Consider the following 12,554-nt stretch of genomic DNA (forward strand, 5'->3'; position numbering starts at 1 on the left):
ACCCCGGCGAGTCGCGGCCTGCGTTTCCCGGCCCGCGAGGCGTCCTCACCCGGGTGCCACGAACCCCGACTCGTACGCCGTGATCACCGCCTGGGTGCGGTCCCGCGCCCCCAGCTTCGCCAGTACGGCGCTCACGTGCGACTTCACCGTCTCCGTGCCGACCACCAGCCGGGCGGCGATCTCCGCGTTCGACAACCCGCGCGCCATCAGCCGCAGCACCTCGCCCTCCCGCTCGGTCAGCCGGGCGCGATCCAACGCGGCGCGGGCCGCGCGGTTCCCGCCGCCGTCCCCGTACGCGGCGGCCAACTGCCGCACCGAGGACGGGAACAGCAGCGACTCGCCCTCGGCGATCAGCCGCACCGCGTGCACGATCTCGGCCGGGCGGGCGCGCTTGAGCAGGAACCCGTCGGCGCCCGCGCGCAGCGCCTCGTACACGTACTCGTCGTTCTCGAAGGTCGTCACCACGAGGATCTTCGGCGGGTCCGCCACCGTCCGCAGCAACGCGCGCGTGGCCTCGATGCCGTCCAGCAACGGCATCCGGACGTCCATGGCGACCACGTCCGGCCGCGTCTGCCGCACCAGCGGAATCACCGCGGCCCCGTCGGCCGCCTCCCCGACCACCTCGATGTCCGGCTGCGCCTCCAGCACCGCCCGCAGACCGGCGCGGACCAGGGGTTCGTCGTCGACGAGGAGCACTCTGACCGGCATCCGCCCAGCGTAGATCAGCCCGGCGGCAGCTCCACGCGCACCTTCCAGTCGCCGGCGCCGTCCGGGCCCGTGTGCGCCCGCCCGCCCAGCAGCGCGGCCCGCTCGCGTATCCCGCGCAGTCCGCTGCCGCGACCGGGCGCGGCCCTCCCGTCCGGCAGCGGATTGCGCACCTCCAGAGTGAGCGCGCCGTCCACGACCTCGACGCGCACCCCGGTCGGCACGGCACCCGCGTGCCGCAGCACGTTGGTCAGCGCCTCCTGGAGGATGCGGTAGCCCTCGCGCGAGACCGGACCCGGCAGGGTCTCCAGCGGGCCGGTGACCTCGGCGTCGACCTTGGCGCCGGAGGCCCGGGCGGACTCCAGGAGGCGGTCGGCGTCCGCGAGGGTCGGCCGGGCGCTCACCGGCCGCTCCGCCTCCCGCAGGACGCCGAGGACCCGTTCCAGGTCCTCCAGCGCGGCCCGGCCGGTCTCCTCGATCGCGGTCAGCGCGCGGTCGGTGAACTCCGGGCTGTTCGCCGCGCGGGCGGCCCCCGCCTGGACGACGGCGACGGTCAGCGCGTGGCCGATGGAGTCGTGCAGCTCGCGGGCGATGCGGGTGCGCTCCAGGAGTTGCTCGGTGCGTTCCTCCAGGGCGGAGAGCCGCTCGGCGGCGGACGGTCCCAGGAGGCGGCGGGCGAGCCGGGTGATCAGCTCACCGGAACCGACGACGACCGCCGGGAGCAGCAGGAGCGGCAGCGGCGCGAGCAGGCCGTACCACCAGTGGTCTCCCGCGAGGCGGACGTACGAGCCGTCCCCCTGCTGCCCGCCCCGCGCCGCGTTCACCAGATCGACGGCGAGGACGGGCAACTGCACCGTGAGCATCGCGACGCAGGAGCCGATGAGCAGACGGGCCTCCAGCCACACGACCGTGCGTCCGCGGTCGGCCCAGGTCACGGACGGCGCCACGACGATGTCCGGGTTCGCCTCGTCCGGCCGGCGGCCGGTCAGCAGCAGCCTGGCCTGTACGCCCTCGACCACCCGCATCCAGGGCAGCAGACCGGCGAGCGCCAGCGGCACCACCGACGCGAAGGCCCACGGCTCGTCGACGAAGATCCACATGGCCGGCCACACCACGGCCATGAACAGATGCAGCCATCGTGTGTACGTCACCGCCCGGCCGAACGGGCGCAGCAAGCCGACCATGCGCCCATCGTGTCAGCCGCCACCGACACCGGGCTCCCCCGCACGGGGGAGGCGGTCTCCACCGGCGGGGGAGGCCAACGCCCCGCCCCGACCGGCACGCTGCTGCCATGACCAGCATCGACGTCCAGAGCCTCACCAAGGAGTACGGCACCCGACGAGCCGTCGACGACCTCACCTTCACCGTGCGCCCCGGCCGCGTCACCGGCTTCCTCGGCCCCAACGGCGCCGGCAAGTCCACCACCATGCGGCTCGTCCTGGGTCTGGACCGGCCCACCTCCGGGACCGCGACCGTCGGCGGACGCGCCTACACCACGCTCCACGAGCCGCTGCGGCACATCGGCGCGCTGCTCGACGCGGACGCCGCCCACGGCTCGCGCACCGCCCGGAACCACCTGCGCGTCCTGGCGGCGAGCAACCGCGTCCCCGCGCGGCGGGTCGACGGGGTGATGGAGGAGACGGGCATCGCGTCCGTGGCCCGCCGCCGGGTCAAGACGTTCTCCCTGGGCATGCGCCAGCGGCTGGGCATCGCCGCCGCGCTGCTGGGCGATCCCGAAGTGGTGATGCTGGACGAGCCGTCCAACGGGCTGGACCCCGAGGGCATCATCTGGATCCGCGAACTGCTGCGCCGGATGGCGGCCGAGGGGCGCACGGTCCTGGTCTCCAGCCACCTGATGAACGAGACCGCGTCCTTCGCCGACCACCTGGTCGTCCTCGGCCGGGGCCGCCTGCTCGCCGACACGCCGATGCGGGACTTCATCGACGCGCGCGTGCGGCCACGGGTGCGCGTCCGGACCTCGGACGCGACCGCCCTGAAAACCGCACTGGCCCGGCACGGCCACGACGCCGTGGAGCACGACGACGGGTACTGGACCGTGCACCACGCGCGCGTGGACGACATCGGCCGGATCATGTCCGGCGCGGGTGTGCCCGTCCTCGAACTGGCCGCGGACGAAGGCACGCTGGAACAGGCCTACCTCGACCTGACCGCCACCGAGACCGAGTTCGCCGCACAGCCCCAGGAGGCCTGACCATGAACCTCACACCCGTCCTGCGCGCCGAGGCGCTCAAGGTACTCACGCTGCGCTCGCTGTGCGGCACCCTGCTGGCCCTGTTCGCCGTCACCACGGCCTTCTCCGCACTGGCGGGGGCGTCCGACACCTCCGACCCGGACTTCGACCCGCTGTTCATGGCCCTGTCGGGGGTGATGCCGGGCCAGATCGCGGCCGTCGCCTTCGGAGCCGTCGTCGTCTCCAGCGAGTACCGGGGCAACGGGATCCGGCTCACCCTGGCCGCGGTTCCGCAGCGGGGGCGGTGGTTCGCGGCGAAGCTGGTGGTCGTCGCCGTACCGGCCCTCGGGGTGGGGCTGGTCACCGCATTCGCCGCCCTGTTCGCCGCGCGGGCGGGTCTCGGCGCGGCGGCGGACGCGCTCACCGTCGGCGAGCAGGTCCGGGGCGTCGTCGGCTGCGGCATCTACCTCATGCTCATGGCCCTGTTCGCGGCCGGGCTCACCGCCCTGTTCCGCAGTGGGGTGGCCACCCTGTCCACCCTGATCCCGTTCATCCTCGTCGTCTCCTTCGTGATCGGGGACGCGGCGGGCACCGTCGCCGACTTCCTGCCGGACAAGGCGGGTCAGATCGTCCTGTACCGGACGTACGACGGAACCCTGGGACCCTGGACGGGACTCGCGGTGACCGCGCTGTGGGCCGCGGTCGCCCTCCTCGCCGGCTTCTGGCGGCTGCGTCGCCGTGACGCCTGACCACCGGCCCAGCGGAGGGCCGGCTGACGCCCCGCCAATTGTCAGTGGCGGCGGGTTTACTGGACCCATGGACATCGCGCGGCACCTCGCCCTCGTCGACGAGCTGTGCTTCCGGCCCTTCCCGGCGGAGCACGGCCCGTCGGACGGGGGCACCGCGGCACCCGGGTACTTCACGGCGGTGCTGGAGAGCAGCCGCGGCCCGGGCGGCCGGGACCCGGGGGAGCGGGCGGCGACGGTCGAGCAGTACGAGAAGGGCCGGGACGCCCTCTACGAGCGACTCGCCCCGCGCTGGGGCGAGACGGACCCCTACAACCTGCACACGGTCCTGCTGCGGACCGAGCGGGAGGAGATACCCGAGCCGTGGGCCGGCCTGAGCGCCGACGCCCGCGTGGCGTACGTCTGGGAGGCCGCCGGCACCGGCCGCTGGGTCGCGGTGGCCGTCGCCGACCGCGACGAGACGGACGAGGTGCGGCTGCTGGCGGTGGTCACGCAGGAGCCACCACCGTGACCGTCAGCCCTGCACCTGCGACCGCGGCTCCGCCGCGACCCGCAGCCGGGCGAACTCCTCCGCCATCGTCTGCGCCGTCCAGTGCGCGTTGAGCCCGCTGGGATTGGGCAGCACCCACACGCGTGTGCTCCCGAAGGTCCGTTCCTGCGGTCCCACCCGGGCCTTCGGCTCGTCGAACGCCGCCCGGTAAGCGGTGACACCCACCACCGCCAGCCAACCGGGCCGCAGCCGCGCCACCTTCCGCGCCAGCAGCCGGCCGCCCTCCCGGTACTCCTCGGCGGTCAACTCGTCCGCCCGCGCGCTGGCCCGCGCCACGACGTTCGTGATGCCCAGCCCGTACGAGGGCAACTCACCCTGCTCCGACGGCTTCAGCAGTCTCGGGGTGAACCCCGACAGATGCAGGACGGGCCAGAAGCGGTTGCCGGGCCGGGCGAAGTGGTGGCCCGTCACCGCCGTCATCAGGCCGGGGTTGATGCCGCAGAACAGCACGCGGAGGCCGTCCGCGACGACGTCCGGTACGAGACGGTCGCGGGCGGCGTCCAGCTCGGCCCGGGTGAAGCGGGTCAGAGGATCGCCCCGGGGGTGTATCCGGCTGCCTCCGGGTGCCGCTTGACGATCTCCTCGATCCGGCCGACGACGGCACCGACCTGGTCGGCCGCCGCACCGGTGAAGGAGAGCTTGTCGGCCATCAGGGCGTCCAGGGCGGCACGGTCGAGCGGGATGCGGTCGTCGGCGGCCAGCTTGTCCAGCAGCTCGTTGCGCTCGGCGCCCTGCTCGCGCATGGCCAGCGCGGAGGCGACCGCGTTCTCCTTGATGGCCTCGTGCGCGACCTCGCGGCCGACCCCGGCGCGCACCGCGCCCATCAGCACCTTGGTGGTGGCCAGGAACGGCAGGTAGCGGTCCAGCTCCCGGGCCACGACGGCCGGGAAGGCACCGAACTCGTCGAGCACCGTCAGGAAGGTCTCCAGCAGCCCGTCGAGGGCGAAGAACGCGTCGGGGAGGGCCACCCGGCGCACCACCGAGCAGGACACGTCGCCCTCGTTCCACTGGTCGCCCGCCAGCTCACCGGTCATCGAGGCGTAGCCGCGCAGGATCACCATCAGGCCGTTGACGCGCTCGCAGGAGCGGGTGTTCATCTTGTGCGGCATCGCGGAGGAGCCGACCTGGCCGGGCTTGAAGCCCTCGGTGACCAGCTCGTGCCCGGCCATCAGCCGGATGGTCTTGGCCAGCGAGGACGGCGCCGCCGCCAGCTGCACCAGCGCGGTGACGACCTCGTAGTCGAGGGAGCGCGGGTAGACCTGGCCGACCGAGGTGAAGGCCTGCGAGAAGCCCAGGTGCCCGGCGATCCGCCGCTCCAGCTCGGCGAGCCTGCCCGCGTCGCCGTCGAGCAGGTCCAGCATGTCCTGGGCGGTGCCGACCGGGCCCTTGATGCCGCGCAGCGGGTAGCGGCCGAGCAGCTCCTCCACCCGGCCGTACGCGACGAGCAGCTCGTCGGCGGCGGTGGCGAACCGCTTGCCCAGCGTCGTGGCCTGCGCGGCCACGTTGTGCGAGCGACCCGCCATCACCAGCTCGGCGTACTCGCCGGCCAGCTTGCCGAGGCGGGCGAGGACGGCCACCGAGCGGTCCCGGATCAGCTCCAGCGAGAGCCGGACCTGAAGCTGCTCGACGTTCTCCGTGAGGTCGCGGGAGGTCATGCCCTTGTGCACGTGCTCGTGCCCGGCGAGGTCGTTGAACTCCTCGATCCGCGCCTTCACGTCGTGCCGCGTGACCTTCTCGCGCTCGGCGATGGAGGCCAGGTCGACCTGGTCGAGGACACGCTCGTAGTCGGCGATCGCGGCGTCGGGCACCTCGATGCCCAGGTCCTTCTGGGCACGCAGCACGGCGAGCCAGAGCTGCCGCTCCAGCTTCACCTTCTGCTCGGGCGACCAGAGCGTGGCGAGCTCGGCGGAGGCGTAGCGTCCGGCGAGGACGTTCGGGATGCGGGGCTTGGCGGGAGCGGAAGTCACGTGGACGGATTCTACTGGCGATTCGTGCAGGTCGGCGCCGCGGGCTCGTTCGTCGGAACCTACGAAGGGCTCGTGCCGCCGGGGATCAGCGCGCCGGATCCTCGTAGGGGAGCAGGTCCGGGCGCTTGGGCGGCAGGCCGTCCCCGGACGAGCGGCCGGTCAGCCGGCGGCCTATCCAGGGCAGCAGGTGCTGCCGGGCGAACCGGACGTCGGCGGTCCTGCGCGCCGTCCAGCCCGGTGGCGGCGTCGGCGGGACCGGCGCGTGCCACTCGGGGTCCTCGGGCTGGTAACCGAGCGACTGCCACACGGCCTCGGCGACCCGGCGGTGCCCGTCGGCGGTCAGGTGCAGCCGGTCCACGTCCCACATCCGGGGGTCGGCCAGGGATTTGGCGCCGTACAGGTCCACGACCACGGCGCCGTGCCGCTCGGACAGGTCGTCGATGATCGCGAACAGCGCCTCCATGCGCGGCCGGAACCGCTCCAGCACGGGACCCTGGCGGCCGGGGCTGCGCATCAGCACGAGCCGCTCGCAGTGCGGCGCCAGCCGCTCCACCGCCTGCGTGAGCAGGTCCCGCACCCGGGCCATGTCGCACTTGGGCCGCAGCGTGTCGTTGAGCCCGCCGACCAGCGTGATCACGTCGGCGCCCATGGCCGCGGCCACGTCCACCTGCTCGTCGACGATCTGTCCGATCAGCTTGCCGCGCACCGCGAGGTTGGCGTAGCGGAAGCCCGGGGAGCGGGCCGCCATCCGGGCGGCGAGCACGTCGGCCCAGCCACGGTAGGAGCCGTCGGGAAGCAGGTCCGACATGCCCTCGGTGAAGGAGTCGCCGACGGCGACGAGACTGGTGTACGTGGGGTTCGTGTGCATGGCGACGGAAATGGTATCCCCTGCACATACCCGCCGGTCGGTCGCCCTCCGGGGCTCCGGCCACGGCGCTCGGGGCACCCGGTCACTCGGGGGGTGCTCTGGGCACGCGGGCGCGAGGGGCTCACGCGCGTTGCCCGAACAGCTCCCGCAGGACGTCCTCCATGGTCACCAGTCCGGCCAGCCGCCCGTCGGAGCCGAGGACCGCCGCCAGGTGCGTACGGCTGCGCCGCATGGCGGTCAGTACGTCGTCCAGCGGGGTGCGCTCGCGGACCCGGGCGATGGGACGCATGTCCCGCAGGCGGAACGGCACGTCCCGCGGCGAGGCGTCCAGGGCGTCCTTCACGTGCAGGTAGCCGACGATCCGCCGCCCGTCGTCCACCACCGGGAAGCGGGAGAACCCCGACTGCGCCGACAACCGCTCCAACTGCTCCGGGGTGATGCCCACGCGCGCGTGCACGACGCGCTCCAGCGGCAGCACCACGTCCCGCACCGGTCGGCGGCCCAGCTCCAGGGCGTCGCGCAGGCGCTCCCTGGCGCGGTCGTCGATCAGTCCCGCCTCACCGGCGTCCTTGACGATCTCCGCCAGCTCCGCGTCCGTGAACGTCGCCGCCACCTCGTTCTTGGCCTCCACCCTGAGCAGTTTGAGCAGCCCGTTCGCGAAGGCGTTGACCGTGAAGATCACCGGACGCAGCGCCCGGGACAGCGCCACCAGCGGCGGCCCGAGGATCAGCGCGCTGCGTACCGGCTCGGCCAGCGCGATGTTCTTCGGCACCATCTCGCCGAGCAGCATGTGCAGGTACGTCGCCAGCGCCAGGGCGATCACGAAGGACACCGCGTGCCCGGCACCCGACGGCACGCCCACCGCGTGGAACACCGGCTCCAGCAGATGCGCGATCGCCGGTTCCGCGACCACGCCGAGGACCAGCGTGCACAGCGTGATGCCCAGCTGCGCCGCCGCCAGCAGCGCCGACACGTGCTCCAGGCCCCACAGCACCCGCTTCGCCCGGGCGTCGCCCTGCTCGGCGTACGGCTCCACCTGGCTGCGGCGCACGGAGATCAGCGCGAACTCGGCGCCCACGAAGAACGCGTTGACGACCAGGGTCGCCAGCCCGATCAGCAGCTGTACGGCGGTCATCGGCCGGCCTCCCCTTCGTCCTCCCCGTCGCCCGAACCGGCGTCCGGCCGACCGGCCCCGTCGGCCCCGTCGATCGTGCCGTCCGAGTCGGCCGCGTTGCCCGCATCATCAAGGGGCGCGTGCATCAGCACCCGGGCGGCCCTGCGTCCCGTGGCGTCGACCACGTCCAGCCGCCAGCCCGCGACGTCCAGACTGTCGCCCACCACGGGGATGTGCCCGAGACCCGCCGCGACCAGCCCCGCCACCGTCTCGTACGGGCCCTCGGGGACCCGCAGCCCCAGCCGTTCCAGCCGGTCCACGCGCGCGGAGCCGTCCGCCCAGTACAGCGCGCGCCCCGCCGCGTCCGTGCCCGCCGGGTCCAGGTCGGGCGTCTCGTGCGGGTCGTGCTCGTCCCGCACCTGGCCGACGACCTCCTCGACGATGTCCTCCAGCGTGGCCACCCCCGCCGTACCGCCGTACTCGTCGATCACGACGGCCATCGTGCGGCGTCCGGAGAGCCGGTCCAGGAGCCGGTCCACGGTCAGCGACTCGGGGACCAGCAGCGGTTCGCGCATCAGGTCGGCGACCGGCATCCCGGGCCGCCGCTCGGCGGGCACCGCCAGCACGTCCTTGACGTGCGCCGTCCCGACCACGGCGTCGAGGCTGTCCCGGTAGACCGGGAACCGGGACAGTCCCGTCGCCCGCGTCGCGTTCGCCACGTCCTCGCACGTCGCCCGGGCATCGAGGGCCACGACCTGGACGCGCGGGGTCATCACCTGCTGCGCCGTCAGATCGGCCAGGTTCAGTGTGCGCACGAACAACTCGGCGGTGTCGGGCTCCAGCGCGCCCTCCTTGGCGGAGTGCCGGGCGAGCGCCGCCAGCTCCTGCGGCCCGCGCGCGGACGCCAGCTCCTCGGCGGGCTCCACCCCGAAGCGGCGCACGATGCGGTTGGCGGTGTTGTTCAGGTGGGTGATGAAGGGCCGGAAGACGGCGCTGAACCAGCGTTGCGGGCCGCCCACCCGTTTGGCCACGGCCAGCGGTGCGGAGATCGCCCAGTTCTTCGGCACCAGCTCACCGACGATCATCAGGAAGACCGTCGACAGGGCGGTGCCCAGCACCAGCGCCAGCGAGGAGGCCGCCGAACGCGACACCCCGAGGCCCTCCAGCGGCCCCGCGATCAGCGCCGCGACCGAGGGTTCGGCGAGCATGCCGACCACCAGGTTGGTGACCGTGATGCCGAGCTGGGCCCCGGAGAGTTGGAAGGTCAGGTTGCGTACGCCCTTGAGGGCACTCGCCGCGCCCCGCTCGCCCCGCTCCGCCGCGCGCTCCAGCTCACCGCGTTCGACGGTGGTCAGCGAGAACTCGGCCGCGACGAAGGCGCCGCACGCGAGCGAGAGCAGGATCGCCACCAGCAGCAGGAGCACTTCGGTCATCGGGTCACCTCGGACCCATGATCGGCCACGACCCGGTGGTTCGCCCGATGTTCAAGCCTTCAACCTTTCGCCTCGCGGCCGCTCAGCCGGTGAGGTGCTTCACCCAGCGCCGCCACTGCTCCTGCGGCTCGTACCCGGCGGCCCGCCAGGCATGCTGGGCCCGCTCGTTGCGCACCAGCACCATCGCGTCCCCGCGGCGTCCGCCGAGCCGGACGAAGCGCTCGTCGGCCGCGGCGAGCAGGGCGGAGCCGATGCCCCGGCGCCGGTGGCCCGGGTGCACCGCCAGCCGGTACAGATGGCAGCGCCAGCCGTCGAACCCCGCGATCACCGTGCCGACCAGCTCCCCGTCGCGCTCGGCCAGGAGCAGCGCCTCCGGGTCGCGCGCCACCAGGCGCTCCACGCCCTCCCGGTCGTCGCTGATGCTCGTCCCCTCGGCGGCCGTCTTCCAGAAGGTCAGCACGGCGTCCAGGTCCTCCGGCCCGCCGGGCCGTATGCGCAGATCGGTCATGCCGCGATCCCACCACGCGGGCCGGACCCCCGTGCGGTGATTCCGGCATGCGGACCGGCCCGGCGCGCGGTGTCGCGGCCGCGGCGCGCGGCGGGGCGTCAGTCCTCGCGCAGGGCCCGCAGCACCGGCGCGAAGGCCTCCATGAACGGCTCCAGCACCGTCAGGTAGGTGAAGCCGTACCGCTCGCGCTGCGCCCGCACCTGCGCGGTGATCCGCTCCAGGGTCCCGGCCAGCAGGATGGGCAGCTCCAGCACCTGCTCCGGGGTGAGGTGGGGGATGCGCTCCAGGTAGGGCCGGACGGCGGACTCACGGTCCTCCGTGACCGCGACCATCTGGATGAGCAGGTTCAGCTCCGCCGGCTCCTTGCGGCCGGCGGCGAGCTCCCGGTACCGGGCGACGCGCTCGTCCAGCTCCTCGGCGGTGACCGGCGCCAGCCGTCCCGTCGCGCTGCCCCGCGCGGTGCGTCCGCCGGTGAACGCGGCGATGTCGGCGTGCCGGGCGGTCAGCTCCAGCATCCGGTCGCCGTTCGCGCCGATCAGCAGCGGAACCCCGGGCCGCTGTGTGGGCCGGGGCAGGTGCTCCTCGTCGCCCAGCAGCCGCTCCAGCTCCTCGACGGTGCGCCGCAGGTGGTCCACCCGCTCGCCCGGTGAGCCGAAGGGCAGTCCCGCGGCGTCGTGTTCCGCGCGTACGTAGCCGGTGCCGAGCCCGAGTTCCAGCCGTCCGCCGGTCAGGGCGTCGGTGGTCGCCACCTCCCGGGCCAGCAGCGCGGGGTTCCAGAAGCCCGCGTTGAGCACGAACGTGCCCAGCCGGGGCCGTTCGGTGGCCCGGGCCGCGGCGACCAGGGCCGGGAACGGCGCCGGCATGCCGAGGTGGTCCGGCACCAGGATCACGTCGTAGCCGAGTTCCTCGGCGCGCCGGCACTTGGCGTCCCACTCGTCTGCGGGGGCGGCGCTCATCAGGTTGACGCCGAAGCGGAACGGGCGCGCCATGAACTCTCCTCACGCACGGGGGACTTCCGGTCACGGCGAGTCAATCACTGCCGCGGCCGGAACAGGAAGAGACCGGGTGGCCTTGCCGCTGCTAGCGTTTTGGCGCTAGCTTCGGGGTATGGCGAAGACCCGGAAGGCCCAGCTGAACGTGCGGGTGGACGAGGGCACCGCCCGGGCGGCCCGGGAGCAGGCCCTGGCCCGCGGGCTGAGCGTCAACCGCTACATCGAGGAACTGGTCCGGCAGGACACCGGGGAGGCCGGCCGCACCTTCGTCGAGGCCGCCGCCGACTTCATGCGGCAGTACGAGAAGGTGTTCGCCGACGAGGTCGGCGAGGGCCGCCGGTGAGCCGTCGCACGCGTACCGCATGAACGACCTCACCATCGATCTCGCCTGGCTGCTGATGCTCGCCGAGCAGCGCACACCCGGTGATCCGCAGGTCACCGACTGGGGAGCGCTCGTCGCCGCCGTCGCCCGCCACCGCGCCGAGATATTCGGCACGCCCGTCTACGACACCCCGCACGCCCGCGCCGCCGCGCTGCTCCAGCTGTTGATCCACGTCCCGGCGCTGGAGCGCTCGAACGCTCTGTTCGCCACGGCGGTCGCCTACGCCTACCTGGTCGCCGGCGGGGTACGGGTCGTCACCACGCCCGAGCGGGTGCGGGACCTCGCGCTGCTGGTGAAGAAGGGCGAGGCGTCCGTCGAGGAGATCGCGGACGAACTGCGCGGCTGGAGCGCGTGACCGCGCCGCCGCTCAGGACGGTCGCCAGGCCGTGCCCAGGACGCAGTACGAACTCGGCAGGGCCGGCCCGTTCTCCGGCATCATCACCCGCCGGTAGGGCCCGAGCGTGAACCCCGCCTCCCGCAGCGCGGCCACCGGCTCGCGGGAGAGGTGGCAGCCGCCGGACAGGGGAGGCCACAGCGTCCGGTCCAGGGCGCTCTGGGCGAAGGTCATCACCCGCCCGCCGCCCCGGCCGTGCTCGAAGAACCGCACCTGCCCGCCGGGGCGCAGCACCCGCCGCAGCTCCGCGAGCGCCCGGGGCACGTCCCGGACGCTGCACAGCACCAGTGAGACGACGGCCGCGTCGAAGGCCTCGCTCTTGACCGGCAGGGCCTCCGCCGCGCCCGGCGCCACGTCCACCGGCACCCGGGCGCGCTGCCCCGCCTCCACCGCCAACCGGCGCAGCACGCGCTCCGGTTCGATGGCGACGACCTCGGAGACGGTGCCCGGGTAGTGCGAGAAGTTCAGCCCGTTGCCCGCGCCGACCTCGATCACCCGCCCGGACAGCCCGGCGAGCAGCCGTTCGCGGACGCGGGCCATGCCCATCCGGGTCTCGGCGCTCACACTGAACCGTGCGTAGGAGCGGGCGAACAGCGGATGGTGCACGGCGTCGCGCGGCACCCCGCGGGCACGGGCGGATCGCAGCGGCATGGGGACCTCCCTCACGAGGTGGCGCCTCACCGCGATTGTCCCCCGCATCGCCG

At 73.7% G+C, this 12,554-nt stretch carries 15 protein-coding genes; 5 read left to right on the forward strand and 10 right to left on the reverse strand.

Features of this window, described 5'->3' with window-relative positions; genetic code table 11:
• Positions 1–45: 45 nt before the first annotated feature.
• Positions 46–708, reverse strand: a complete 663-nt coding sequence (locus tag B9W62_RS33060; RefSeq protein ID WP_087810588.1) for a response regulator transcription factor — start codon at positions 706–708, stop codon at positions 46–48.
• A 14-nt stretch (positions 709–722) separates the two neighbouring features.
• A complete protein-coding gene (locus B9W62_RS33065; RefSeq protein ID WP_087810589.1) occupies positions 723–1,889 on the reverse strand; it encodes a sensor histidine kinase in 1,167 nt (388 codons plus the stop codon).
• Between the two features lie 107 nt (positions 1,890–1,996).
• Here B9W62_RS33065 and B9W62_RS33070 point away from each other — a divergent pair, with 107 nt between their 5' ends.
• From B9W62_RS33070 to B9W62_RS33080, 3 genes are all read left to right on the forward strand, one after another.
• Complete coding sequence (locus B9W62_RS33070) at positions 1,997–2,917, forward strand: ATP-binding cassette domain-containing protein (protein WP_087810590.1); 921 nt, start codon at positions 1,997–1,999, stop codon at positions 2,915–2,917.
• 2 nt (positions 2,918–2,919) lie between these two features.
• Positions 2,920–3,645, forward strand: a complete 726-nt coding sequence (locus B9W62_RS33075) for an ABC transporter permease (protein WP_087810591.1) — start codon at positions 2,920–2,922, stop codon at positions 3,643–3,645.
• A gap of 67 nt (positions 3,646–3,712) precedes the next feature.
• Positions 3,713–4,153: a hypothetical protein gene (locus tag B9W62_RS33080; RefSeq protein WP_087810592.1), complete on the forward strand. Its 441-nt coding sequence runs from the start codon at positions 3,713–3,715 to the stop codon at positions 4,151–4,153.
• A gap of 3 nt (positions 4,154–4,156) precedes the next feature.
• Here the strand turns inward: B9W62_RS33080 and mug are convergent, their stop codons facing one another.
• The 7 genes from mug to B9W62_RS33115 form a co-directional block, all read right to left on the reverse strand.
• Positions 4,157–4,696: a G/U mismatch-specific DNA glycosylase gene (mug, locus tag B9W62_RS33085; protein ID WP_087812203.1), complete on the reverse strand. Its 540-nt coding sequence runs from the start codon at positions 4,694–4,696 to the stop codon at positions 4,157–4,159.
• Between the two features lie 20 nt (positions 4,697–4,716).
• Positions 4,717–6,159, reverse strand: a complete 1,443-nt coding sequence (purB, locus tag B9W62_RS33090) for an adenylosuccinate lyase (protein ID WP_087810593.1) — start codon at positions 6,157–6,159, stop codon at positions 4,717–4,719.
• An 85-nt stretch (positions 6,160–6,244) separates the two neighbouring features.
• Positions 6,245–7,027 carry an SGNH/GDSL hydrolase family protein gene (locus B9W62_RS33095; protein WP_087810594.1) on the reverse strand — a complete coding sequence of 261 codons (783 nt, stop codon included), beginning with the start codon at positions 7,025–7,027 and terminating at the stop codon, positions 6,245–6,247.
• Between the two features lie 121 nt (positions 7,028–7,148).
• Positions 7,149–8,162 (reverse strand): hemolysin family protein, encoded by a 1,014-nt coding sequence (locus B9W62_RS33100; protein ID WP_087810595.1) that lies wholly within the window; start codon positions 8,160–8,162, stop codon positions 7,149–7,151.
• The gene (locus tag B9W62_RS33105) at positions 8,159–9,574 is read right to left on the reverse strand and encodes a hemolysin family protein (RefSeq protein ID WP_087810596.1); all 1,416 of its coding nucleotides are present in this window, start codon (positions 9,572–9,574) and stop codon (positions 8,159–8,161) included. Before B9W62_RS33105 ends, B9W62_RS33100 begins: the two co-directional genes overlap by 4 nt.
• Positions 9,575–9,656: 82 nt before the next feature.
• On the reverse strand, positions 9,657–10,082 hold the full coding sequence (locus tag B9W62_RS33110) for a GNAT family N-acetyltransferase (protein WP_087810597.1): 426 nt from the start codon (positions 10,080–10,082) through the stop codon (positions 9,657–9,659).
• Between the two features lie 98 nt (positions 10,083–10,180).
• A complete protein-coding gene (locus B9W62_RS33115) occupies positions 10,181–11,071 on the reverse strand; it encodes an LLM class F420-dependent oxidoreductase (protein ID WP_087810598.1) in 891 nt (296 codons plus the stop codon).
• Positions 11,072–11,189: 118 nt separating this feature from the next.
• Here B9W62_RS33115 and B9W62_RS33120 point away from each other — a divergent pair, with 118 nt between their 5' ends.
• Entirely contained in the window at positions 11,190–11,417 is a 228-nt protein-coding gene (locus B9W62_RS33120; RefSeq protein WP_087810599.1) for a toxin-antitoxin system HicB family antitoxin, read from the forward strand.
• Between the two features lie 19 nt (positions 11,418–11,436).
• A complete protein-coding gene (locus B9W62_RS33125) occupies positions 11,437–11,811 on the forward strand; it encodes a fic family toxin-antitoxin system, toxin component (RefSeq protein ID WP_087810600.1) in 375 nt (124 codons plus the stop codon).
• A 12-nt stretch (positions 11,812–11,823) separates the two neighbouring features.
• Here B9W62_RS33125 and B9W62_RS33130 read toward each other — a convergent pair whose 3' ends face one another.
• Positions 11,824–12,501, reverse strand: a complete 678-nt coding sequence (locus tag B9W62_RS33130; protein WP_087810601.1) for a class I SAM-dependent methyltransferase — start codon at positions 12,499–12,501, stop codon at positions 11,824–11,826.
• Between the last annotated feature and the right edge of the window lie 53 nt (positions 12,502–12,554).

Origin of the sequence: Streptomyces sp. CS113, assembly GCF_002188365.1 — a bacterium.
GTDB classification, from domain to species: domain Bacteria; phylum Actinomycetota; class Actinomycetes; order Streptomycetales; family Streptomycetaceae; genus Streptomyces; species Streptomyces tendae.